Raw genomic sequence first — 24245 nt, 5'->3', positions numbered from 1 at the left:
TCGCCGTTTGAGGCTTTTTTCATTTAAAACTCTTTAATTATTAATTAAAATCCAGCCACACGTGGCGCTCGGTCTTATCCAAATCAATGTCTTTTGTCCTCATAAAAAATTCTTTTATCCTGACGTAGTCGTCCATAGTTTCTATCGTAAAGGCGATATCTTTATCCTTGCCTCGGATTATTATATTATCGTAGAATATAAGTCTAAGTTGAAATTTAAAAACCAAAAAATACATAAATTTTGAGATGAATAAAAACAAAAACGTCAATATTAATATAAAAATTACTTTGGAACTACCTGTTTCTATATATTTTCTTACGCCGATAGCCAATACCAATATACAGATCAATAAAAAAGCGATTATCGTAGCATATGGATCAAATTTTAAGAAGAATCTATAAAAAACGCCTTGCCTCCTAAGCCACTCATTATCTCTTGCGAAATAGGCTCTTTGTACATCCTTAAGGTCATCTAAGAATATAGTTTTTTCGGGCATTTTGTTTGTGCAATAAGTAACTCGATCATTATAAAATTTTACAAATTTCTTATTATAAAAATTTGTAAAATATTCCATTATTATAGGCAATCCGAAAAATGGAAATACTATAAAAAGCTGATTATATCTAGTTTGATTGGGTTCGTATGAATACATAAAAATCATAATCGCAAGCGTGCATACCGTAGCAAGAACTATATAAAAATTAGTCCTATCTTTGAGCGCTAAAGGCTCTTTATTATGATCACGAGCGTAACTCGGATTTTGTTCAAATTTATTAGATTTTTCGTTTGTATTTATCGTAGAGTCATCCGTGAGTTTTTCAAATTTAAAATTTTTACTATCAGAATTTTCGGCATCAAAATTCCGCCCTGAACCCTGCTCTAAATTTTGATGCCGTTCATTTAGAATTTTCTTTAGCTCTTCGAGCCTCTGTTTTCTATTCATCTTTTATTCTTTATAGCCTACACGAAAATTTGTGGTGGGATTTTATCTAAATTTTTCCCTGTTTTGAGTAGAAAATAGGCTTTTAGCTCCCTGTATTCTTTGCTACTTAGAAACGAAACCTCTATAAAAGAACTTTTGTCATATATCAATATGCTGTCATTTATAATATCAAAGCCTAGCCCGTTAAAAAGCCTATATAGCAATAAAGGAAAGAAGCTAATAGATATAATTACCGCAAAAATTATCCAAAAATTTTCCTCCCTTCCGTCTATCACTACCGCTACGAAAAAAACTAAAAGCAAATATATAAAAGCAAACAGCAGCATAAGGCATTTTGTCTTTTTTGATATTTCGGGGTATGACGGTCCCGTGGTTCGTTTGATACAAGTTATATCTGAAATTTTGGTCTCATATAAAACGGCTTCCGTCTTTTTAGAGTATAGGGTTATATCGTCATTTTTAAAGCATATATAGCACTTGCCGAAATTTGAGAATTTATTTAATGCTCTGAGCGGAAAATAGCAATCCAGCAAAACGAGAAATAAAATTTGCTGGGCAGAAAATTTACCGCATATCGCCATCAATATCGTAGTAATGATATAAATCGCGCCGATGATAGCATTTAAAACTATAGCGTGGTCTTTTATGGTTATTGGTTCTTTGTCATAATCCCTTGCTTGAGTTTTAAAATTTTGCGAGGGTGTATCAGCGGCGCAAGAGAGATCGCTTTGCGATTTTTGTTCAACGACATTCGTAAAATTTCGTTCGCTGGCATTTATAGAATTTTGCCCGCCGTCGCTCGTAAATTTTAGCCCACCACCCGCCAAATTTTGCTTATCGCAATTTTTATCTTGCAAGAAATCCTTTATATTTTTATCATACCGCGTTTTGCTTATGCCAAACCTAGCAATTTCGTCGTTATGCATTTGGCTCCTCCTTATACACGCTTGATTTAGATATAACTATCGCGCGAGTTTGCACACGGAGATCAGCCTTGCGCATTTTTTAAAATTTGCAAAATTTCGCTTATCTTTTGTGGATCTTTGTCGCCTCGCGCGTCCTCCACGCGGCTGTTTAGATCGATAGCGTAAGGGCGCAGTGCGAGTGCCTCACGGATATTTTGCGCGCCGATGCCGCCTGCAAGAATGAAAGAGATCGCCCCGCTTTTAGCAGCAGCGTCATGCTTATCCGCGCTATCATCTTTTATGGCACCCAGCTTGCCTACTTCTCCGCCGTCATTTGAAATATTTGGCGCGCTCGCCTCATAGTCGCTTGCGCCTCGATCATTGACGCCTTCGCTTGCGGGTCTTACACCACTCAGCCGAGCGGTAGCACACGCACTAAATTTGCACTCATCGTCATTCTTTTCGGCGCGACGATCGGCGCTCGTTTCTTGTTTCGTATTGCTCGATCGAACAATATCATGTGCGCGTTCGCTTACTTCATTACTATTAGAGGCACAGCAAAAGTTACTTACTCTTTCGAGCTTTAAATTTCCGTTTTCGCTATGCTCCGCGCAGGAATTGTTGCAGTCGCCGTTTTTATCGCGCTTCAAATTCCCCTCGTTATATCCGTTACAGATAGCGCTGTGTTTAAGATGGCTCCTTGCGCCGTCTGAGTCTTGAGCTGCGCCTGCTGCATAGCATTTTTCGTCGCTTGCTGCATCATTTTGCGTATCGCATCGCCCGCTAGCCGAGTCGTATTTTGTGTCGTCTATGCTTTGAGTTGCGCTGCCCGCGCAGTATTTTTCTTCACAGCCAAGCCTTGCGCGTCTCAACAGATCCCAGTCGAAGCTCACGCCGTTACCGCCCAAACTCGCTCCTTTGGCGTCGAATAAGATTCGATCGCAGCTCAAGTCCTCAAGCGGCGGCATTTCGGTGCCGATGCTTAGCACCTGCCACGCCTCGATGCCCGCCGCGTTGAGGCGCGCTTTGAAATCCGCACTTATGCGTCCGTAAATCTGAGCGCAGTCCAGCTCGCAAAGGCTACAAATTTTTAAAATTTGCTCCTCGTCTAAAGCTTCCGCATCTAAAATTTTAGAATTCAGATCCTTTACTGAAGCAGGCGCGGCGTAGCTTGCGTTTAAATTTACGCTCAAATCGTCGCGCTGCTTTTCGCAGAATTCCGCGGCTTCATAAAATTCTACGCTTCCGCTATTGCCCGCGTAAATTTTATCTTTGCAAATTTCATCGCCGCAGGCTTTGCCGCTAAAATTTTCGCACTCGTGCGGCGCGACGCTGTGTTCTTCCGAGCTCAAAGCAAAAACTCCGACGCACTTTGCGCCGTTTTGGTACGCGATACGTGCGATCTCGCGCGCTGTTTCTACGCTGACGCGGCGTTTGGAGCTTGATACAAAAATTACGCCTAAAAATTCCACGCGCGCACCCGAGCCGTCGTCCTGGCTTCGCAAATCGCTACTGAAATTTTTATCGCAATCAAAATTTTGCTCGGGCGTAAAATTTGCATGATTTTGTGCGCGGCAGGTAAAATTCTCGCTGCCCTGATTAAAATTTTGTGCGGAATTTTGGCCGTCAGAATTGAAATTTCGCGTAAAATTCTCGGCATCCGAATTAAAATTCCGCCCAGAATTTTCGCCGCAAAAATTAGAATTTTTTATTGAGCTCTCGCTACCCGATTGCGGTAAATTTTTAGCATCATCCGCGCTTTCTAAATTTACGCAGAAAGCCGAGCTGCATGCCAGCACTGCGCGGGCTTCGGCGGCGCTTTTGATGCCGCAAATTTTAATCTTACTTCTGTACGACATATAAAAATTCCGTCACGTAAAGCTCGCGCGCGTTTAAATTTCTGCTCGCGCGGTAGGTCGGATAGCGGATCTCTATCGTGCGCACGGAGCCGATGTGCGCGAGGTTTTTTAAAAATTCCACCTTCGAGATAAAGCCCTCGGAATTAAAAGAGATTATTAAAAATTTCGCCGGAAATTTCGCCAGCAGCGCGAAAAATTCCTCCGCAGCACTTGATTTTTTGTTGTAGGCCGAGCGGTTCCAGTCTGCTGGGATCCCAGAAACCCTGCTAAGCCCCGCAGCATTTGGGCGCTTGCCATCGTTTATAAAATCCGTGATCAAATTTAGCATGAAATAGTTCGAGCCGTAGGGGTGCTGATTATAGGGTGGATCAAAATACGCGACGTCAAGCTGCGAAAAGCGCTCGCGCGCGCTCTGTGCAAAGCGCGCCGCATCCTCTTGAAAGACCGCGCTTTCGCAGGCGAAGCTTGAAAGCACCGGCAGGCGCAGAGAAATTTCGCCCATTATACGGGCTAGCGCGTTTTCGCCGCTGCCGCCGAACTTTCCCACGCCCGCTTTGTCCTTGTAAAAGCCCTTAAAAACGCCTCCCGTATTTGAGTGGATGCTCGCCTCGCTAAGTAGCGGCGCGGTGAAAAAATCGCGAAATTTTTTCGGGATTTTACCGATCTGCTCGCAAAGTCCGCCCAAAATCAGGGCGTTTCGGCGTGTGTAAAAAGCGCGCTCGCCCGCCTTGATATTCTCATCGTCCTTCGGCGCGTACAGCTCGCTAAAAAAGCTCTCCTTCGGCGTAAAATTTCTTAAAATTTCGGCGTGTAGCTCGCTCAAGTCTCGCCACAACTCATCGCTAAAATTTGAAAGATAGCAGGAGTTTATCGCGCGCGAGTAGCCCTCCAGATCGTTTGCGATCACGAGGTTTGAGTGCGCTTTAGCCAGGCGCGCGACGATGCCGCTGCCGCTAAAGACGTCCGCGAAGCTGATCTTGCCCTGCCCAAGCTCCGCTTTGATTTCGCAGATCGCCCGCTCTATCGGCGCTAGCAGCGAGCGCTTGTTGCCCAGATAGCTGATGAGCTGCTCGCTTAAAAACTCCCTCTTTTCGCCGCTAGCCATCTAAACTCCCGCTCCTACGTAGTTTTCGTAAAATTTCCACGTTTTGCCCGATTTGATCGCCTCTAAAATGAGCGGCTTAGCCTCCGCAGGGCTTGATACGAGATCGGCGCAGTATAGCGCAAACATCGCATTTAGCACGACGATATCAAATTTCGGCCCGCTAAGTTCGCCTTTTAAAATTTGCTTTAAAGTTTCGGCGTTAGCCTCGCCGTCGCCGCCTTCTATATCGCCGTGAAATGCGCGTTTAAAGCCGAACTGCTCGGGATTTACGCGGTATTCTAAAATTTTGCCGTCCTTGACCTCGTGGATTAGCGTTTCGTCGCACAGGCTGATCTCGTCCATGCCGTCCATGCCGTGCACCACCAGAGCGTGCTTGCGCCCCAAAATCATCAGCGTTTCGGCGATGAGCCCGTTTACTTCCTCCAGATAATTACCCACGATCTGATTGCTTAGGCTCAAATTTGGATTTAGAAGCGGTCCCATTATATTAAAGACGGTGCCGATTTTTAGGCGGTTGCGCACCTCTTTGACCTCGGCGGTGATCTTGTGAAAAAACGGCGCGTGAAAAAACGCTAGCCCCGTGCGATCTAGCAGCGCCCTAATCTGCGCAAGATCGCTAAGTAGCGGCACGCCCAAAGCATCCAGCGCATCGGAGCTTCCCGATCTGCTAGTAATCGCGCGGTTGCCGTGCTTGGCGACGCGCACGCCGAAGCTTGCCGCGATAAAGGCCACGGTCGTTGAGATATTGATCGTTTTTAGCCTATCGCCGCCGGTGCCCACGATGTCAAACATCGGGCTCGGATCGTCGTAGGTGATCGAGTATTTTAAGATACTGCGCACGAGCGCTGTAAGGCTGCTTGGATAGAGCGATTTTTCGCTGATCAGCACGAGCAGCCCAGCAAGCTGCACGATGTCGTAATCCTGCTCGTAAAGTGCCTTGCAAATGACGGCGTAATCGTCGCTGTCTAGCGGGAAGCCCTTTTGTAGCTTCAACATAAACGGGGCGAAATTTATCACGAGTTTCTCCTTTAAAATTATCTTTTTGCCGTAATTGATGAAATTTTCGATGATCTTTTTGCCGTATTGCGTAAAAAAGCTCTCGGGATGAAATTGAATGCCGAAAACAGGCTTACTTCGGTGCTTCATCGCCATGATTACGCCGTCATTTTCGCTCTTTGCTAAAATTTCAAACTCGCGCGGCAGCGTAGCTTCGTCAACATAAAGCGAGTGGTAGCGCATTACTTCAAATTTACGCGGCAGCCCGCTAAAAAGCACGCCGTCATTGAAAATTTCGATCGACGAGCTCTTGCCGTGCAGCGGCACCTCCAGCTGCTTTATCTGCGCGCCCGCCGCATATCCGATCGCCTGATGCCCCAAACACACGCCTAAAATCGGCACGTCCAAATCCGCGCGCAAAATCTCTAAGCAAACGCCGCTATCTTTTGGGTGATTTGGACCGGGGCTTAGGATTATGTGCGACGGAGCAAGCTCGCGCACCTGCTGCAGCGTTATCTCGTCGTTGCGGAAGTAGCGCACCTCCTCGTCGCTTAGCTCCAAAATGTATTGATAAATATTAAAAACGAAGCTGTCGTAATTATCTATCATTAAAATCAAAATTTTATCCTTTTTTAGGGCGTTTACGCCTCTTTAAAATTATAAATAGTTTAAATTTAACCGCTTTGCGGCGGCTAAATTTAGCGCCGTTTTAGCGCCGCTGCGGGCTAAATTTAAATTCCACTCGCGGCTGCGGCATTACTACATCAGCTGCGACGTTGCGCGCTTTACGGCACCGAATGAAGCTCGCCGTTAAATTTAACGTCCTAGCGTCGAAACCGCTATTAAATTTAGCGAAATCAAACTCGCACCGAAAAGCGGCGCGTCAGGCTAGCTAAATTTAAAGCGTCTAAACTTCCTCGCATAGCTCCTTGATCGCCTTTAGCGGGCTTTTGCGCTTTTTGCAGATCTCTGCGTATTCGCTTTTTGGCGAGCTGTCGTAAACGATACCCGCGCCCGCTCCGATAAATACGAGATTGTTTAGCCCTTCGCAACCAAAATTCTCCGCGCTAAATTTAGCGACCTCAAACCGCATCGCGCGGCTAAAGCTCGGCTCGCTCTCTAAATTTAACGCCGTGCCGCCTGCGCGAGCTTTTAAATTTAATGTCGCCTCGCGCCCGCCTGCGCGAGCTAAATTTTGCGACTCGCCACTGCCTTTTTGCGTCGCGACACCGCAAAACTCCGTCGTCTCAGGATTTTCACCGCCGCAAAGCCCCGTCGCTTCGGACTTCTCCTCGCCGCAAGCAGCGTTTAAATTTAAGTTGGAATTTCGCTTAGAGTTCTCGTCCGAGCAGGAATTTTGCGCGTCGCGATTTACGAAGATCGCCGAGCGAATCAAGATCGCTTGCATCACGTCGCCACTAAAGCGCCAAAATCCGATTCCGCCGCCGTATATGCCGCGCTCGTAGCGCTCCAGCTCGTTTATGATCTGCATCGCGCGGATCTTCGGGCTACCGCTTAGCGTGCCCGCAGGAAAGATCGTGCTAAGCACCTCAAACGCGCTTACCCCGCGCGGCTTACTGCCGTAAACCTCGCTTACGATGTGCATCACGCTTTCGTAGCGCACGACGCGCATCGCGTTTTGCACCCGTACCGAGGCGGGCTCGGCAAATTTGCCGATGTCGTTGCGAGCTAGATCTATCAGCATCCGATGCTCCGCAAGCTCCTTTTCGTCGCTTAAAAGCTCGCGCTCGAGCGCTGCGTCGGCTTCGGCATTCGCGCCTCTGCTGCGGGTGCCCGCGATGGGAGCTACGAAAATTTCGTCCTTTTTGATCTCCATAATGAGCTCGGGGCTGGAGCCCGCGACGCAGCCGTACGGCGTCGGGAAGTGAAACATATAGGGGCTAGGATTGTTCTTTTTGAGTCGCTCGTAAAACTCCAAGCTGCCCAGATTCGTACCGACTTCTAAAATTTCGCCCAGCACGACCTGAAACACGTCGCCGCTTTTTATCTTTTCTTTTGCGGCTTCGACCATCGCGCTAAAATGCGACTCCTCGGCGCCAAGATCGGTTAAAATTTTAAATTTAAGCTCTTTTTTCTGCGGCGCGGGTTTCGCCGCGGCTTGCGATTTCGATCTGCCTTTTATAGCGGCGTCCGCTCTTGCAGCACTCTGGGACGCAGCTACTGTTTCGACGGCGGCCTGTTGTGAAGCCTGCGGGCTAAGCCCGCGCAGGTTTTCGTAAATTTGGGCATCTTTGCCGTAAAAATCGTAAATTTTGCTGATTTTATCGTAGTGCAGGTAGTTTGCGGCATCGGCGTAAAAAAACGGCGGGAAGTCATACAGCGCCTGCTTCGGTGCGCCGATATTTTCGAACGCGCGCACGATGTCGTAGCCCAAAACGCCGAAAAGCCCGGCAAAGCTCGCGTTTTTAAACTTGCTCGCGCCCTCTTTTGCGCCCTTTACCTCATCAAATTTAAGCCTCAAAGCCTCAAAACTCATCTTAAATCCGTCGAAATAATCGCAATCGATGCCGATGATGACCTGAGCGTCGTCCTCTGCGAGGTAGCTTTGCGGATGCATCTTTAAAATTTCGCGGTAGTAAAAAAGCGGCTCTTCTAAAAGCATTTTCGTCCTTGGAATTTTTAGCGCCATTATACGCTGCTTAGCTTAAATTTGAGCGGGTGGCGCGAGCCTGGGCGGGCTTGAATGCAAGCAAAATTTTAGTAAAATGAGCAAATTTTAAGGAGAGCGTATGAAAATTTTATTTTCCCCAAGCGAGATGAAAAGCGAGCTGGGCGGCGACGCGCGCATTTGCGAGCGAAATTTCATCTTTGCAGATCTTTACGAAAAGCGCCTGCAGATGCTGCGCGCTTATGCGGATTTCGTAGATAAAGCAAGCGAGGCGGAGCTTTGCAAGCTTTTCGGGCTGAAAAAATGGGATGCGGCTCTGCGCGAAAATATCTTTGAAAAAGGCTGCGCGAAGGCGCTTTTGCGCTACACGGGCACCGCGTATCGCGCCCTAGGCTACGCTTCGCTAAGCGCTACGGCGCGGGAGTTTACGGAGCGAAACACGATAATTTTTTCAAACCTTTTCGGCCCCGTGCTGGGCGGCGACGCGCTGCCGAACTACAAGCTCAAACAGGGCGAGAAATTCGGCGGCATAGACGCGGCAAAATTTTATCGAGATAGCTTCTCCGCCGCGCTGGATCGGTATCTGGCGGATGAATGCGTCGTGGATCTGCGCGCGGGATTTTATGAGAAATTTTACGAGATGAAGCGCGAATATCTGAGTTTTAGTTTTATCAAAGGCGGCAAGGTGCTGAGCCACTACGCCAAGGCTTGGCGCGGCAAGGTATTGCGCGAAATAGCTCTTGCAGGCGCTTGCAGCGAGGCGGAGGTGCTTGCGCTGCGCTTGGGCGGCGCTTCCGTGCTCGAGATCAAACAGATCGGGCTAAAAAAGGAGATCGTGCTGGAAATTTCATAAGCGCAAAATCCGCTCGGAGAAATTTACGATAAATTTTGCAGGTCTAATGCGGATTTTTGCGTAAAATTTAGCTCGTAAAAATTTGCCGTGAGTCCAAATCCCGCCCCATCCAAAGCGATTTTACCGAGAGAAAATTTGCGGGCAAAATTTTATCGCGAGGATTTTGCGACGGCGGCTTTTTAGTCTTTTGGCACTTTTTTAGCGGGTTTTGAGCGGCCTTAAACGAGCTTTTGGCGGCGAAATTTTGTCGTAAATTTTTACAAGAAATTCGCGCTCTTTGCGCCTGCCCGCTCCGCATAAAATTTTACGGCGATCTTGTCGTGACTTTACACCGATTTTGCGGCGATTTTTAGGATACGGAGCGCGGAAATTTTGCTGTCGTCCTCCGCATAGAAAGAATTTTCACGAAGGAGGATGTGCCGCGCGTGCAATCGTGGATGGAAACGTAACTTTATGCGAAAGAATTTTACTTGTAATTCGCCACGAAATTTTGAGCGAATTTTACCGCAGTAATTTTGCTTGCAGCTATGCCGCGTGGAATTCTGTCGCAGAAAATTCCACTGCTTGAAATTTTGCTGCAGAATTTTGTCTAAAATTTTACCGTGTGGAATTTCGCCGTATGAAATTTTGCCGCGATAGAATCCTGTCGAAATTTAATCGCGGCAAAAATACTGCGTCGCGATTAAAACGTGAAATTTTATCTAAAATTTACGCTAAACCGCCGTGGTATAGGCGCAGAATTATGATCTAAAAAATTTATACTTCGAAGCCACAACACAAACAAATGCAGATCGGGCTAACCCCGTATAAAATTTTAAGCCGAAATTATGGCTACGTTCCGTTACAATAAAATTTTGAGCCAAAATTTCACGCTTTAAAATTCCAAAAATCTGCAAACGTAGTAAAATACGCCGTCGCTACAAACTCTAGTAGCCCAGCGCATAAAGTTCTTAGCCGAATTTCTGCAATTAAAATTCTGTGCTCTGAAATTTCACGCTTTAAAATCCCGTAAATTTCCAAATTTCATAAATCCAAAGCATAAAATTCCATAATCAAAATTCCCCGCCTCAAAATCCCGCAAATCCCCGCTCTCAAAGCCAAAATTCCGCAAATTTATCAAGCTTTAAATTTTAAAGCTATAAACTTCGCTTCAAATTTCAAGGATCAAAAATGCTAGAACTCCCCTTTGTCGGCGTCGTCGTGGGCTTCATATCGGGCTTTTTCGGTATCGGTGGCGGCACGGTCGTAATGCCCGTGATGATGGCTCTGGGATACGACGTCAAGACCGCCGCGGGCATCTCGGTGATGCAGATGTTCATCGTCTCGCTTTTCGGCTCATATCTGAACTACCGCGCGGGCAAGCTTCGCCTAGATAGCGGCATCGCGGTGGGGCTCGGAGGGCTGTGCGGCGCGAGCATATCGGGCTTCATCGTAAAATACTCACCGGAAATCGTGCTTGAGATCGGTCTTCTGCTGACGCTTGCGATCTCATTTCTTAAACTCTTTAGCACGAACGTAACAAGCGACGGCAACGCCGATCCCCACGGCGCGGTGCTGTTTTTCATCGGCTTTGCTATCGGCGCGATCGCGCTTAGCATGGGCGTGGGCGGCGCGGTATTTCTAACGCCGGTATTGGTCGGATTTTTGGGCGTCGATATCAAAAGAGCGGTCTGTATGGGGCTATTTTTCATCGTTTTCGGCTCATTTAGCGCGCTTTTGAGCCTTTCGTACAACGGCCACGTAGATTACGAACGCGGCGCGCTGCTAGCCGTGGGTGGGCTTTTGGGCGTATATTTCGGCACCTCTCAGGCTCGCCGTGCAAAGCGCGAAACGCAGAAAAAATGGCTGCTCGTCCTTTATGTCGTGCTATTTGCACTGGCGCTAAAAAAGGTGCTACAGTAGCGCCCGCTGTAGTAGCGCTGCAGCGATTGCCGAGCTATATTTTACCCCTTGCCTCGGTTTTGCTACAAGCGCGGTTTAAGCGTTCGCGCTGTTTTGCTACGCCACCCTTTTGTGTCTCGTAGTTTTTTGCTTTGCCGTCCTTTTACACTGCGCGCGTTTGATCGCCGTTTTGCGGCGGCGCGTAAAACGTCGCGTTTTGCCGCGCTAGTAAAATTTTAAAACGAAATTTCAAAAAGCGCGAGCAAATTTTAAAAGCTGAATTTTAACTAGCCGCGTTAAAATAGCAAAGTTGCACATCTTTCGTCCTATGGAGGCTAGATGGCGAAATAAAATTTACAAATTTTAAAAGGACTTGGATTGACGAACTTGATTTTAGCGGGGCTAGGCGGCTGTGTAGGCGCGATGGCGCGAGTAGGTCTAAGTGGAGCGATCGCGCGCGCAATGGATCGCGCCGGATTTTGGAGTGCGTTTCCGATCGCTACTTTTTGCGTGAATGCGCTGGGAAGCCTGCTGATAGGGTTTTTGCTCGCACTAAATTTAACGCAGAGCCTGCGGGTATTTTTTGTCGCAGGCGCGCTGGGCGGCTTTACGACATTTTCTACATTCAGCTACGATACGCTGCAATTATTGCTGGCGCGAGAATTTGCTATCGGTGTGCTAAACGCGGTCTTAAGCGTATGCGCCTGTATGCTTTTTTGCTACGCTGGGCTGCTCGCGGGCAGAGCGCTTGCAGGCTAGCCGTGGAGCACGTGAGCTTTAAATTTAAATCGCCTCTATGTTTGCGCTTTTAAATAAAAATTTATTGAAAGTGCCTGCGCTACGGAATTTTATCGCGCGCATGTGCTGCAAAATCTGCGAGCGATGGGCACAATCCCACATGCCGTGCAGTTTTGCGAAGGGGCGCGCAGCAAGTAGTTTCGCAAAGTGCAATATCAAGCAGGAATTATAAGGCGAGCAAATCGTAAGACGAGCGAAAAGTAAAGCGAGCAAGAGGGATTGTAGCTAAATAATGGTGCTCGGCGTCGGGCAGGCTGGCAAAATCCAGATAAATTTGAAATTTGCGTGCATTCTCTGCGTATCTTGTTTGCCGCAGCTTTGTAAAATTTCGCTATCTTGCGCCTAGTTATCGCGACGCCCTAAAAATTTCGCTGTCTTGGCGCGGATAAAATAAACCTAAGCTGCGCGATAAATTTTAAAAGCTTCGCGGGCAAATTTTAAAGCTTGAAGCTTAGAATTTTAAAATTCTCACGTAAATTTTAGAAGCTAAATTAAAGCGCGCCGAAATCACGATCTTATGTGTCAAATCCTGCAGCGCTATCTTAGATTTATCGCAAGCGGCTACGAGCTCTCTTAATTTCGTTTCTGCAAATTTCATTGACCTGTTCGCCCTCGCTATTTCGCAAGATAACCTCGTAGTCCGTGATTTCACGACCTTTGTTATACCCCTCGATATATCTGAATCTCGATAAAACTATTTTAAAGGATTCCACATCGTCTAAAGTATACTTATCGCCGAGCTTTACGTAGTTAAAATTCCTACTAGTAAGCGTATGAAAATTATTAAATTTTTGCTTTAAATTTAGCGTATGAATTGCCGTGGATGCAGCGTCGTTATCGCAGCTATTGATTTCGCTCTCATCAAAGGCAAGCGCGAGGCAAATTTCATCTCCGCAGATTACCTTTATATCTTTGGCGCGGCTGTTTATACGGATGGTCTGTCGCCACCCATCGCCCTCTATCTCAAAGACGTTGCGAGCGAGTTTTTTGGCTATTTCATCTCCGACATAGCCTCTGGCTTCTGGTTTATCAGCCCAACCAAGCGCAGAGTAGTTCGGTTTTTGCGGAAAATCCGCAAGCGGCGTTTGAAGCTCGCTTATAGCATTTAAATTTTCCTCGGTGCCTTGTGGAGCCGCAAAAGAGGTGCCCCTCATAGAGTGTAGATTAAAGAAGCCGATAAATTTCCTCACGACCTTATACGCCGTTTGAGAAAATATCTTGGCTTCATTTTCAAAAAGCGAAATATCGTAGATGCCGTAGCTATAATATCCAAGCTCTCCACTTACCCACCTTTCGTCCGGCGAACGATCGATCTCGTCGTATCCATAGTAGCGCTCTGGCATATCTTTTTGTAGCAAGAAGTCGTCGCTATCGCTGTCTTTATACCTAAGCCAGACCCCAAAATCGTCCTTAATGTATAGATAATCAAACTTCGCACCTCCTGCGAATTTTTTCTCGCCTAGCCAAAATACGGGCCTTTTGTCTAAGGGTGGCAGAGCGGCGACCGGGGGCAAATTTTGCAGCTCTTTTTCAAATTTTTCATCGATATAATCGCAAGCGCTAGTGGGCATACTAGGATCGCAACCCTCGGGCGTATCGGATGAAAAAAGCAAATTTAAAATCACAAATATATACAGCACAAAAAGCACGCATGCAACGCTCACGACCAAGGCGGTAATTTTTAAAATTTTTATAAAAGTTTTCATGTCCAAATTTTACCTCGTTGCACCTAAAAAGCATAAAATTTTGCTTTAAATTTGAAATCCTCCGTACATTATCTGTACGCTTCGCCTATTGCTTCACTAAGGCTTTTTAGCAGCTCGTCCGCGGCTTTCGCTTTATCGCGTGCGCCGCGATTTCTGCCGTTTGAAGCGCCGGGTCCCGCCCCGCTTACACAGTCTTGCACGAAATACCACCAAAAATACCCACCCACGTAGTTTTTCGCGTAGCGCGGCATCGTATAATACCGCCTCATCATCGCCTTTTTGCTCGCCTGCGTAGCGCCCGACGCCGTGTTTCCGCACTCGCCGATACCGAGCTTTGAAGCGGGGAAGGTGCTTTGCAGATCGGTAAAAATTTCGCTCCAATCAGGCGCAAAGCCCTCGTTATCGTCCTCGTAGTAGCTTACGAAAAGATAATCCAGCCCCTCTTTCATATCTTGCGGCACGAATTTTCGCAGCCACTCGCGCATCTGCGTTTTCTGCGCTCCGCTCGGCGTATAATACGCCGTAAGCGCCGTCTTGGCGCCTTTTTTGTGGATGAGCTCGAAGGCCGCGATCATCTTGGCAGCGATGAAATTCGCATCATCCCCTAGCCAGCCCTCGCCGTTTATTTCGTTGCCGATCTCCCAGATCTGCACGTAGGGCGCGAGCGCGGCGAAGGCGTCCGCGAACCTCTTTTCGTAACTTTTCACGCTTTTGTACGAGCTCATCTCATAGGAGTCCACGGGGCAGGCCATCACGTATGAAACCTCGCTAAGCCGCCTAAAAAGAGGCTCGTACTCGCGCGGACTAATTTCTTTTGACATCACGACGCGCACGGTGGGTTTTGCGGGTAGGGCTTGCAGGGCGCGCACGATGCTTTGCAGCTTTGCGCCCGAGGCGCCTTGTGCGTCCTCATACCAGCCGTCGTCGATCGTAACGCCCCAGATGAAGTCAGATTTAAAATTTTGTTTTGAAATTTTATTTGGATTTTCGCCGTAAAGTACGCCGCAAAACAGCGCCCCGCAAAACAGCGCGAGAAATATGTGTTTGAAATAGACCATGGCTTGCTCCTTGATTTGAAATTTTAAAAATTAGCTCTTTGCTGGTCTTTTCACAACCGATCAAGCAATCAAAATTTATCTCTTGCCTTTAAGATCATAAGAATAATACGAACGAGAAAAGCCCTCTACGCTGAACATAGCAAAAGCATTAAGTGCAAGAGCCGCTAAGCTTAGTAGCACCGTAGCAGGTAGCGAAAAACGCGCCAAAAATGCATTTGCAATAGCTGCAAGTACAAGCGCAATAAAGCAATATGAAAATATCGTGACGCCGCTAGTGTCGGCAAGCTCCTGATAAAATCTATAAAAAAATAGAAACGATGCGATGAATCCCAATGCAAGTAGTATTTGAGCGATGATGCCGCCCGCTAAAAATATAAATAACAATACGCCTATAAATATCGCCGCAAAGGCAATGGCTACGTTGCGCAAAAGGCTGCGGCTTACGGTAAGTTTAGAGATATTATAAATGCTAAAGATAAAAAGCACGAATGCCGCTGCGCTTAGTAGCACTCCCAATCCACCGTAAATTCCTAATAGCAATAGCACCAGTTCGGCTATAGCTTTTAAGGCGCAGGCTGCGATGAAGGTGTATTTGATGAGCGCTATCTCTTTTTCTTGCGGGTTTGAGGGCTGCTGATCTTGAGTGTGCAGGTAGTCGTTTAAGTCCATGGTTGCTCCTTGAAATTTATGCAAAAGTATATCTAAAAAACGAATAGGTAAAGATAAATTTCAAAATTTAGCGGCTCGCCGGCGGATGTGTCGTATAAAGCAGGCGCCGCATAAAGGCGGGTAAATTTAATTAGGTAAATTTTAAAATTTAGATCGAAATTTCGGCGCTGACGCGGCGGATAAATTTTAAGCGGGCTGTAAATTTAAAAAAGATGTGGGATAAAATTTCGCGCAGATCTGCAAATTTAAAATCCGCAAATCCGCGCAAACTGCTACAAGCGGGACTCGTAGCGACGTAGCGTGTAAAGACGTTTAAGCATCTTTTTGCGAGCTGAAATTTTTTGCTTTTTGCGGACTTCCGTCATCGGCTCAAAAAATCGTCTCGCGCGAACCTCGGTAACGACTAGGTTACGATCGGTCTGCTTCTTAAAGCGTCTGTAAGCTTCGTCAAATGATTCGTTCGGATATACCTTTACTCCAGGCACTTTCCTCACCGCCTTTCAAAAAAATGAATTGTGAGTTTAGCGAAAAATTCCTTAAATTTGCTTTTGAAGCGCTTTTTTATACTTCCATACGCTCTTGTTGTTGCGAGTATCTATCATCGAAAGCTCTAAAAGTAGGCTTTCGCTTGCTTGTACGGTAGAATTTTTAGCTGCAGAATTTAAACTTTTTGATTTTTTAGATCCTGCCTTACCGTCGTTTATCGTAGCAGGGCTTTGCGGTAAAATTTTACCTACCAAGATGTAATCCGGCGCGTAGATCGAGCCGCTTTCTACGGCGTGATAGCCACGGCTTACGCCATCGTTGCTAAATACGAGTTCATCTTTACTTGGAGCGTCGGTGACGACTGCTTTGCCTGAATGCAGCAGCGAAATTCTAATTTTTTTGCTCAAAAATTCCGCATCTACGCCGTGCGCGTTCGTCCCGTCCAGTGGCTCGATGCCGACGACGCTGAATCTACCGCCTTTTTTCCCGACGATACGCTTTGAGAGCAGATCGGCGATGCTTTCGCCTGCGATGCGCTCCAGATATGCGTTTGGATATCCTGCGTGATCGATGCCTCCTGCAAGTGCCGAATTATCTGTGCTTTTAGAGCCTTTAAGCGCAGCGCAGCCCGCTAAAAAGGCGCACAGCAAGATCACGAAAAAACTTATTTTAAAATTTTTCATAGCATTTCCAAATTTTATAAAATAAACTCCGCGATTATAGCGAGATTTGGTTAAATTTCGTTTTTTATAAGCAAAATTTGTAACGGATATTCCGCTCGTTCCTTTAATTTTGAGTTAAAGATTCCTTGATATACTTTCTGCCAATTTATTCAGAAAATTCTCGGGGTGCTTATGAAAAAAATCATTAAAAGAGACGGAAGTTTTCAAGAATTTCAATCCTACAAAATAAAAGATGCTATCAAAAAAGCCTACAAAAGCGTGGGTAGCGAGTTTGACGAAAAAGTCTTTGATAATGTAATGAGCGCGATCGTTTTTAAAGAGAAATTAAGCGTCGAAGATATTCAAGATCTTATCGAGAAAAAGCTCTTCGAAGCGGGCGATTTCGCCGTTTTGAAAAGTTTTATGATCTACCGACACACGCACAAGATGCAGCGCGAGCACATTTTGGGGCTTGAGGAGGATACGACCTATATCAACTGTACCCAGACGGTTAATGAATACATCAGCAAGCAGGATTGGCGAATTTTAGCAAATTCCAATACCAGCTACTCAAACGCAGGCCTGATCAATAACACTGCCGGCAAGGTCATCGCAAACTACTGGCTCGATAAAATTTACTCTCGAGAGGAGGGCGCGGCACACCGAAACGGCGACTATCATATCCACGATCTGGACTGCCTTACGGCGTATTGCGCGGGCTGGAGCTTGCGCGTGCTTCTAAACGAGGGCTTTAACGGCGTGCGCGGTCGCGTCGAGAGCAAGGCGCCGAAGCATTTCCGCGAAGCGCTGTATCAGATGGCGAATTTCCTTGGAATTTTACAAAGCGAATGGGCGGGCGCACAGGCGTTTAGCAGCTTTGACACCTATCTGGCGCCATACGTTTTCCGCGACAAATTAAGCGACGATGAGGTCAAAAAGGCGATCACGAGCTTCGTGTTTAACCTAAACGTTCCAGCGCGTTGGGGTCAGAGCCCATTTACCAACGTCACCATCGATATGACCTGCCCGGACGATCTAAAGACGCAGATTCCTACGCATAATAACGAGCATCTGTTTAAAAATTTACGCGACGAGGAGCTTTTGGCTGAGGCTAAAAGGCGCGGCAAGGACTCGCTAGAGGCTTTGACTTACGGCGATTTCGAGCCTGAGATGAACCGCATCGTGATAGCATTTTACGAGGTTTTAACGACGGGCGATAAGTGTGGTCAGCCGTTTACCTTCCCGATTCCTACGGTAAATTTAACGGAGGAGTTTGATTGGGATACGCCTGCGGCCGACGCGGTATTTGAAAACACTGCCAAAGTAGGCTCAAGCTATTTTCAAAATTTTATCGGCTCGCAATATATCACTAACGAAAATGGTGAGCGTGTACCCAATCCAAAGGCGTATAAGCCAGGTGCTGTGCGCTCGATGTGCTGCCGCTTGCAGCTCGATCTGCGCGAGCTTCTTAAGCGCGGCGGAGGACTTTTCGGAAGCGCGGAGATGACGGGGAGTATCGGCGTCGTAACGATAAATTTAGCCCGCCTAGGCTATCTGTATAAAAATAACGAAGAGGCGCTGTATGCGAGGCTGGATGAGCTTTTGGAGCTTGCCAAATCGACGCTTGAAAAGAAGCGAAAATTCGTTACCGAGATGTTTGAGCGCGGTTTGTATCCATACACGAAGCGTTATCTGCCGGGATTTAATAACCATTTTAGTACCATCGGCATCAACGGCGCAAACGAGATGATCCGAAATTTCAGCGGCAACAAAGAAGATATTACGACGGAATTCGGGCGTAAATTTGCCCTTAAAATGGTTGAGTATCTGCGTGAGAAGATCCGCTCATTTCAGGAGCAGACTGGAAATTTATATAATCTCGAAGCCACGCCTGCCGAGGGCACTACGTATCGCTTCGCCAAAGAGGATAAGAAACGCTACGCAGATATCATCCAAGCGGGATTTGATAAAAATATATATTACACCAATTCGACGCAGCTTCCGGCAAATTTCGGAAGCGATCCGTTCGAGGCGCTGGCGATGCAGGACGAGCTGCAAAGCTCCTATACCGGCGGCACGGTGCTGCATCTGTATATGAAGGAGCGCATCAGCTCGGCTCAGGCGTGCAAACAGCTCGTAAAAAGCGTAGTGCAAAACTACAAGCTTCCTTATATCACGATCACGCCGATTTTCAGCGTCTGCCATAAGCACGGCTACATCAGCGGCGAGCATGAATACTGCCCGAAATGCGACGAGGAGCTGCTCGCGGAATACAAAGCCAAGCAGAGCAAGGGCGCCTAAATAGCGATTTAAATTTTAATCTTAATGAAAGGATGGAGAATGGAATTTCCAAAAGAGTTAGAAGCAAAACGCACAAAATGCGTCGTTTACACAAGAGTGATGGGCTATTTGCGCCCAGTAGAGAGCTTTAATATCGGAAAGAAGGGCGAACACAAAGAGCGCGTCTTTTTTGAAGAGAAAAAAGACAAAAAGCAGATCGCCTAGTCGCCGCTATCGGCCAAATGCAACAAACGCATACGAAGCCGCCGCAAGCCTTAAACCTGCGTAACGCGCAGATTTACGAGATCACGCCGTTTACGATGCTTGATTTTGCTGATCACATCGCCGCGATTGCGTGGTTTTGCGGCTGCAATATGCGCTGCATCTACTGCTACAACCCACAAATCGTTACTTCTCAGGGTAAAATTTCAAACGAAGAGTTTCTGCGCTTTTTGGATGCGCGCGCGGGCAAGCTTCAGGGCATCGTATTTAGCGGCGGCGAATGCACCTGTGCGAGCGATTTTATCCCGCTGGCACATGAAGTTAAGCGGCGCGGCTTTTTGCTCAAAGTAGATACCAACGGCTCGAATCCGCAAAAGATCGAAGAGGCGCTAAGCTTAGGGCTGATCGATTATATCGCGCTTGATTTTAAGGCGCCGCGGCAGGATTTTGAACTCATCACGAAATCAAGTTTATATGATAAATTTCTACAAACTCTTAGGCTTTTGCTGCGGCGAAATTTTAAATTTGAGGTGCGCACGACCGTGCATGCGGATTTTTTAAATGAAGCTAAGATCGAGCGGATGGCGCAAATTCTATACAGTGAGGGCTACCGCGGCGTTTATTATCTGCAAAACTTTCTACCCACCAGCGATAATTTCGGCAATTTAAGCGCGCCGCTTGCGAGCTTTGATCCGAGCAAAATCCGTACCGATCTAAAGATCGAACTTCGAAATTTTGATTAAATTTGCGCTGCCACGAGCATCTTGTCGCGATGAACGCGATGAAATTTTAATTTAGCGCGCGCATTGTCCGGCGTATATTGAGCTGCGATAAAATTTCGTTCCGTCGAAAGCTTTAAAATTTGCCTTGCCGCCGCTTGCTATGTTTAAATTTCGCTCCGCCTGCGGCGTAAAATTTTATTTTATCAAGCGCTTTAAATTTTATACCGTGCAAATTTAGCTCTCCGCCAAATTTCACGCCGCGTAGCCATTGCCGCTTCAAAACAAAAGGTAAATTTAGCTTGCTTTGGCTAAAATACGCCGAAATTTTTAAAAAGGCAAAAAATGGATAGGAAAAAAATCTACAACCCCTTCTCCGACGAGACGCTTACCGATCGTAAGGTCTTCGGCGGCAATCCGCAGGGAATTTTAAATTTTACCAAGGCGAAATATCAATGGGCGCTGAAGCTTTGGGATCTGATGGAGGCCAACACCTGGTTTCCTAAAGAGGTCGATACCACCGACGACGTGCGCGATTATAACTTCAATCTTACAAGCGCCGAGAAGCGGATGTACGATCTCGTGTGGAGCCAGCTGATATCGATGGATAGCTTTCAGACCAACAATCTCGCCGATAATATAAACCCCTACATCACGGCTCCGGAGATCAACGCCGTGCTTGCGCGCCAAGCCTACGAGGAGGCCAACCACAGCAAATCCTACGCCGTCATGGTCGAGGCGATCTGTGAAAATACCGATCTGATTTACGAGATGGAGAAGCACGACGATATGCTCCGCAGGAAAAACGACTACATCTCAAGCGTCTATGAGGAGCTCGCGGGCGAGGTTAGCGACGATAAACTGCTGCTAGCGATGGTGGCGAATCAAATTTTAGAGGGGATCTATTTTTATAGCGGCTTTACCTCGATCTATGCGCTTGCTCGCGCAGGCAAGATGCTAGGCAGCGCGCAGATGATCCGCTTCATACAGCGCGACGAGATCACGCATCTGCTGCTATTTCAAAACATGATAAATTCCGTCCGCAAGGAGCGCGCCGATCTTTTTAATAAGCGCAACGTGGATAAAATTTACGAGATGTTCGAGACGGCGGGAAACTTAGAGATAGATTGGGGCAAATACATCACGGATAACCAAATCATGGGCTTTACGGACGACATCATCGAAGAATACATCCACTATCTGGTCGATCAGCGCCTGCTCGCCATCGGACTTGAGAAGCGATACGGCGCGAAACATCCGATAAAATGGGTCGATGATTTTTCTAAATTTAACGATCAGAAGAGCAATTTTTTCGAGAGCAAGGTCACGAACTACAGCAAAGGAAGCTTGAGTTTCGATGATTTTTAGCGGATTTTGCGGTTTGAAATTTTACTCTGCCGCATCGCGGGCTGAGCGCTTCGGCGGCATTTTTAAAAATTTTATCGGCCTCGAATTGAAACAAAGCGAAAGCTTTCGCGGCTTTAAATTTAACGTCTGGTCGGGCGGGAGCGCACTATGGTCTCGCTAGAGCGACTTCGCTGCGAAAAGATGGCGAACGACATCGCCGAGCAGGTGAGTTTAAATCCGGCGCTTTTTGAGGCGTTTTGCAGCGTCGCTAGAAGCGAGTTTGCTCCGCTTGGCGCGCACGCTTTTAGCCTCAACGCGCAGCCCATTTTAGCCAGTCAGTGGATCAGCTCGCCGCTGACGGTCGCGCGCATGACGATGGCGCTAAGCGTCGATCCGAAGGTCGAGAAAATTTTAGAGATCGGCTGCGGCAGCGGCTATCAAGCGGCGATTTTAAGCAGGATGGTTCACCGCGTCTTTGCCGTCGAGCGCGTCGAGCGGCTGGTAGGCGAGGCGAAAAGACACTTCGCAAATCTCGGGATTTCAAACATCAGCCTACGCCACGACGACGGCAACGCGGGGTGGAAAAATTTTGCTCCTTTCGATAGGATATTGCTTTCCGCGTGCGCCGAGCGGATCGACGAGCGGCTGTTTGCGCAGCTGGCAATCGGCGGAATTTTGGTCGCTCCGATGAATAGAGGCGGCTCGCAAAAGATCGTTAGATTTAATAAAATTTCGCCAAGCGAGATCAAAGAAGAGGAGCTTGGCGCCTGCGAATTCGTTCCGCTGGTGCAGGGTCGCGGATAGATCTAGCGCGCAGTAAATTTTAAAATTTCCTACCGCCGCGGGCGCGTAAATTTAATAAAATTTTGCTTTCGCGCTCCATAGCGAGATCAGAGTTTTATTAATTATTTATTTAAATTCAAGTACAATACACAATTTTTAATCTTTCAAGGATGAGTCATGCAAGATTTTAGCAAGGAAAAGATAGAGTCGCTGGTCGCCAGCTGGAAAAATCACAACAAAAACCAATTCTGGCTTAAAAAACAAACCGCAATTTCAAAGTATTTAGGCGAGATAAAGCGCTGCCTCGCAAGCTTTGATGAGACCGAGAACGAGTTTTTGCAAACTCTGTATATAAATCTTAGCGACGGCAATCTTAGAAGCTGCAAAATTTTATCTTTGGGCGAGAAGTTCGCACACGCCGAGTATTTCTTTATGGATCAGTTTTTTGATTCCAATATCAGTGCGTTTTATTATGATTTCGCTTTCAAAGACCGTATCGTCGGCAAAAAGGAGTTGTTTCCTAAAAATGCCGTAAAAAGCGTAGATAGCGTGCTTAGCGGCGAGGATAAAAACATCGTCTCGCTTTATGTTTTCATCGAAAATATCGTCAAAAATTTCAATAGCTATTCGCAGGAGCGCACCGCGCGCGATATTTTTAAACAAAAGCTAGTCAATTTCTACGATGAGCTTTACAGGCTTCTTACGGCGGTGGACAGCGCTTTGGCGATCGATTTTTTCGACGTCGCGCTGCATAATCAGCCCTTTGTGCTGATGGAATTTTTAAAATCTGCGATAAATGCCGATAATTTCTATCTGATCGATAGCTACCTAAGCGACGACGGGATGCTAAATTTAGGACTTGCCGAGGGCGGCGATTTCGCACAAATTTCGCGCGAGAAGCTCTATCTGCTAGCTAGCATATTTGCGCAGTGCAACGATGAGTTTCCGACTCTCGTTTATCGCGATGAAACCGCGCAAATTTTATCCTTGCTCTACGACGAAAAGGTTGAAATTTTTGAAGAATTTTACGAAGTAAGTTCGCGATTTATTGCGGAATTTACCCCGTATCCGCAGGACGTCGTGGGCGCGGCTAGGATCGTGTATTCGTCGCTATTTTTCGAATACGTCAAAAACTACAAAAGCGAAGAAGTTGCGAAAAATACTATATTTTACGGCGCGATCGGTGCCGGCAAAACCCGCAGGCTGCGATCTTTGATTACCGAAAAGAAGCTTGCGACTAAAAATTTCCGCTACGTTTGCCTGCACGAAGGCTTTGAATACCGCGATTTCATCGACGGATTTTACGGCGAAAGTTTCATAGACGGCGAGTTTAAGGCACTTTGTAAAGAGGCGCTAAACGATCCGAAGGGCGAGTATTATTTTCTGATCGACAATGCAAGTGCTTCGAGCTTGGATAAAATTTTTGGCGAGGCGGCGGTGCTTTTGGATCGCCGCTACGACGAGGAAGACGAGCTTTCGCTGATCCGCACGAAAAACTCTCACGTAATCGACGGCTTTGAAGAGAGCGAAAAAGCGCGCGCTAGCGTCGTTTTAAAGGATGGCCGCTCATATTTTGCGGTGCCTAAAAATTTATACGTCCTATGCACTCTAAATGAGCACAAATGCGTTTCGCCGTCGATTGCAAAGGCGTTTAGATGGATCAGATGCGAGTGCGATTACGGCGCGCTTGAGGATTATTTAAGAGATCGCGAGATCGTAAATGCAAGCGCGGTCGTTGCGGTTTGCAAGGCGCTGAATAAATTTATCGCCGATGAGGCAAAGGCCCTCGGTGCTATCGGGCACGGCGTATTTATGGGGCTAGCGCGCTATCAAAACAATGCGCAGATCATGCAAGAGGGGCTAAACGGCTTTTTCGCTGAGGTGCTTGAGCCGATCTTTAGGTGCGCAGCAAGCAGCGAAGATACCGCTACGAGCCTTAGTGAGCGCATCGCTGAAGCTAAGAGCGTGTTTAAATTTTAGTCGCCGCTTACTGGAGATGGCTATTTGCAATGAAATTTTAAAATTTTATTGCACTGCGTTTCATTTTTGCTCGCGGATACGGCGCGCGAAATTGGGTTTAAATTTTATTTTACGCCACGCGGGATTACAAGACGATTGTAGCGCCATTTTATTTGCTGTGCAGCGCATCGACTGGATTGATTAATTTGCTATAAATTTAGACTTAAAATTTTAATCCTCGCTCGACCATACTTATCGGAGTGCAGGGGCAGGATTAGAGTAAATTTTGATCTTTAAATTTAGCCTCAGCCGCTAAATTTACACAAAATCTTTATTTTGAAATTCTGCAGTATTTTCTAAGCGGAATTTTGATTGTCGGTGCAAT

Annotated in this window: 18 protein-coding genes and 1 pseudogene; 8 read left to right on the top strand and 11 right to left on the bottom strand. The window is 46.8% G+C overall.

The window, feature by feature from the left end:
* Positions 1–40: 40 nt before the first annotated feature.
* The 6 genes from Q0372_RS02690 to Q0372_RS02665 all read right to left on the bottom strand — a co-directional run bounded on the left by Q0372_RS02690 (position 41) and on the right by Q0372_RS02665 (position 8431).
* Complete coding sequence (locus Q0372_RS02690) at positions 41–943, bottom strand: hypothetical protein (RefSeq protein ID WP_298102231.1); 903 nt, start codon at positions 941–943, stop codon at positions 41–43.
* A gap of 17 nt (positions 944–960) precedes the next feature.
* Positions 961–1869, bottom strand: coding sequence for a hypothetical protein (locus Q0372_RS02685; protein ID WP_298102229.1), 909 nt, complete (start codon positions 1867–1869; stop codon positions 961–963).
* Between the two features lie 62 nt (positions 1870–1931).
* Positions 1932–3707, bottom strand: a complete 1776-nt coding sequence (locus Q0372_RS02680) for a hypothetical protein (protein ID WP_298102225.1) — start codon at positions 3705–3707, stop codon at positions 1932–1934.
* Positions 3691–4812, bottom strand: coding sequence for a DNA adenine methylase (locus Q0372_RS02675; protein ID WP_298102222.1), 1122 nt, complete (start codon positions 4810–4812; stop codon positions 3691–3693). The genes Q0372_RS02680 and Q0372_RS02675 overlap by 17 nt, the downstream gene beginning before the upstream one ends.
* Positions 4813–6426, bottom strand: coding sequence for an anthranilate phosphoribosyltransferase (gene trpD / locus Q0372_RS02670; protein WP_298102219.1), 1614 nt, complete (start codon positions 6424–6426; stop codon positions 4813–4815). It lies immediately after the preceding gene.
* A 289-nt stretch (positions 6427–6715) separates the two neighbouring features.
* Entirely contained in the window at positions 6716–8431 is a 1716-nt protein-coding gene (locus Q0372_RS02665) for an anthranilate synthase component I family protein (protein WP_298102214.1), read from the bottom strand.
* A 127-nt stretch (positions 8432–8558) separates the two neighbouring features.
* On the opposite strand from Q0372_RS02665, the gene yaaA reads away from it, so the two are divergent.
* The 3 genes from yaaA (at position 8559) to Q0372_RS02650 (ending at position 11930) form a co-directional block, all read left to right on the top strand.
* Positions 8559–9290 carry a peroxide stress protein YaaA gene (gene yaaA, locus Q0372_RS02660; RefSeq protein ID WP_298102211.1) on the top strand — a complete coding sequence of 244 codons (732 nt, stop codon included), beginning with the start codon at positions 8559–8561 and terminating at the stop codon, positions 9288–9290.
* A gap of 1170 nt (positions 9291–10460) precedes the next feature.
* On the top strand, positions 10461–11192 hold the full coding sequence (locus tag Q0372_RS02655; protein WP_298062071.1) for a sulfite exporter TauE/SafE family protein: 732 nt from the start codon (positions 10461–10463) through the stop codon (positions 11190–11192).
* Positions 11193–11549: 357 nt separating this feature from the next.
* Positions 11550–11930: a CrcB family protein gene (locus tag Q0372_RS02650; RefSeq protein ID WP_297880659.1), complete on the top strand. Its 381-nt coding sequence runs from the start codon at positions 11550–11552 to the stop codon at positions 11928–11930.
* A gap of 587 nt (positions 11931–12517) precedes the next feature.
* On the opposite strand, the gene Q0372_RS02645 is transcribed toward Q0372_RS02650, so the two are convergent.
* From Q0372_RS02645 to Q0372_RS02625, 5 genes are all read right to left on the bottom strand, one after another.
* Positions 12518–13675, bottom strand: coding sequence for a hypothetical protein (locus Q0372_RS02645; RefSeq protein WP_298102207.1), 1158 nt, complete (start codon positions 13673–13675; stop codon positions 12518–12520).
* 68 nt (positions 13676–13743) lie between these two features.
* Entirely contained in the window at positions 13744–14733 is a 990-nt protein-coding gene (locus Q0372_RS02640) for a hypothetical protein (RefSeq protein WP_298102204.1), read from the bottom strand.
* 75 nt (positions 14734–14808) lie between these two features.
* Entirely contained in the window at positions 14809–15402 is a 594-nt protein-coding gene (locus Q0372_RS02635) for a hypothetical protein (RefSeq protein WP_298102201.1), read from the bottom strand.
* Positions 15403–15674: 272 nt separating this feature from the next.
* Positions 15675–15887 (bottom strand): 30S ribosomal protein S21, encoded by a 213-nt coding sequence (gene rpsU, locus Q0372_RS02630; RefSeq protein ID WP_005869392.1) that lies wholly within the window; start codon positions 15885–15887, stop codon positions 15675–15677.
* Positions 15888–15938: 51 nt separating this feature from the next.
* On the bottom strand, positions 15939–16571 hold the full coding sequence (locus Q0372_RS02625; protein ID WP_298102199.1) for a hypothetical protein: 633 nt from the start codon (positions 16569–16571) through the stop codon (positions 15939–15941).
* Positions 16572–16742: 171 nt separating this feature from the next.
* Here Q0372_RS02625 and Q0372_RS02620 point away from each other — a divergent pair.
* From Q0372_RS02620 to Q0372_RS02600, 5 genes and pseudogenes are all read left to right on the top strand, one after another.
* A pseudogene (locus Q0372_RS02620) lies at positions 16743–19055 on the top strand (ribonucleoside triphosphate reductase).
* A 17-nt stretch (positions 19056–19072) separates the two neighbouring features.
* Positions 19073–19795: an anaerobic ribonucleoside-triphosphate reductase activating protein gene (locus Q0372_RS02615; RefSeq protein WP_298102196.1), complete on the top strand. Its 723-nt coding sequence runs from the start codon at positions 19073–19075 to the stop codon at positions 19793–19795.
* 321 nt (positions 19796–20116) lie between these two features.
* Positions 20117–21139 carry a ribonucleotide-diphosphate reductase subunit beta gene (locus tag Q0372_RS02610; RefSeq protein ID WP_177387058.1) on the top strand — a complete coding sequence of 341 codons (1023 nt, stop codon included), beginning with the start codon at positions 20117–20119 and terminating at the stop codon, positions 21137–21139.
* Between the two features lie 147 nt (positions 21140–21286).
* Positions 21287–21922: a protein-L-isoaspartate(D-aspartate) O-methyltransferase gene (locus Q0372_RS02605; RefSeq protein ID WP_297917640.1), complete on the top strand. Its 636-nt coding sequence runs from the start codon at positions 21287–21289 to the stop codon at positions 21920–21922.
* A 156-nt stretch (positions 21923–22078) separates the two neighbouring features.
* Positions 22079–23881, top strand: coding sequence for a hypothetical protein (locus Q0372_RS02600; RefSeq protein WP_298102193.1), 1803 nt, complete (start codon positions 22079–22081; stop codon positions 23879–23881).
* The last annotated feature ends 364 nt before the right edge of the window (positions 23882–24245 follow it).

It is taken from the genome of uncultured Campylobacter sp., from assembly GCF_937997405.1.
GTDB lineage: Bacteria > Campylobacterota > Campylobacteria > Campylobacterales > Campylobacteraceae > Campylobacter_B.
The sequence above is the reverse complement of the archived record's forward strand: the minus strand, read 5'-3'. Positions and strand labels throughout refer to the sequence as shown.

Bases quoted from the DNA above. Each gene is read 5' to 3' on its own strand.
- Q0372_RS02690 (WP_298102231.1), bottom strand. From the start codon at position 943: ATGAATAGAAAACAGAGGCTCGAAGAGCTAAAGAAAATTCTAAATGAA.
- Q0372_RS02685 (WP_298102229.1), bottom strand. From the start codon at position 1,869: ATGCATAACGACGAAATTGCTAGGTTTGGCATAAGCAAAACGCGGTAT.
- Q0372_RS02680 (WP_298102225.1), bottom strand. From the start codon at position 3,707: ATGTCGTACAGAAGTAAGATTAAAATTTGCGGCATCAAAAGCGCCGCC.
- Q0372_RS02675 (WP_298102222.1), bottom strand. From the start codon at position 4,812: ATGGCTAGCGGCGAAAAGAGGGAGTTTTTAAGCGAGCAGCTCATCAGC.
- Q0372_RS02665 (WP_298102214.1), bottom strand. From the start codon at position 8,431: ATGCTTTTAGAAGAGCCGCTTTTTTACTACCGCGAAATTTTAAAGATG.
- yaaA (WP_298102211.1), top strand. From the start codon at position 8,559: ATGAAAATTTTATTTTCCCCAAGCGAGATGAAAAGCGAGCTGGGCGGC.
- Q0372_RS02655 (WP_298062071.1), top strand. From the start codon at position 10,461: ATGCTAGAACTCCCCTTTGTCGGCGTCGTCGTGGGCTTCATATCGGGC.
- Q0372_RS02645 (WP_298102207.1), bottom strand. From the start codon at position 13,675: ATGAAAACTTTTATAAAAATTTTAAAAATTACCGCCTTGGTCGTGAGC.
- Q0372_RS02640 (WP_298102204.1), bottom strand. From the start codon at position 14,733: ATGGTCTATTTCAAACACATATTTCTCGCGCTGTTTTGCGGGGCGCTG.
- Q0372_RS02635 (WP_298102201.1), bottom strand. From the start codon at position 15,402: ATGGACTTAAACGACTACCTGCACACTCAAGATCAGCAGCCCTCAAAC.
- Q0372_RS02625 (WP_298102199.1), bottom strand. From the start codon at position 16,571: ATGAAAAATTTTAAAATAAGTTTTTTCGTGATCTTGCTGTGCGCCTTT.
- Q0372_RS02615 (WP_298102196.1), top strand. From the start codon at position 19,073: ATGCAACAAACGCATACGAAGCCGCCGCAAGCCTTAAACCTGCGTAAC.
- Q0372_RS02610 (WP_177387058.1), top strand. From the start codon at position 20,117: ATGGATAGGAAAAAAATCTACAACCCCTTCTCCGACGAGACGCTTACC.
- Q0372_RS02605 (WP_297917640.1), top strand. From the start codon at position 21,287: ATGGTCTCGCTAGAGCGACTTCGCTGCGAAAAGATGGCGAACGACATC.
- Q0372_RS02600 (WP_298102193.1), top strand. From the start codon at position 22,079: ATGCAAGATTTTAGCAAGGAAAAGATAGAGTCGCTGGTCGCCAGCTGG.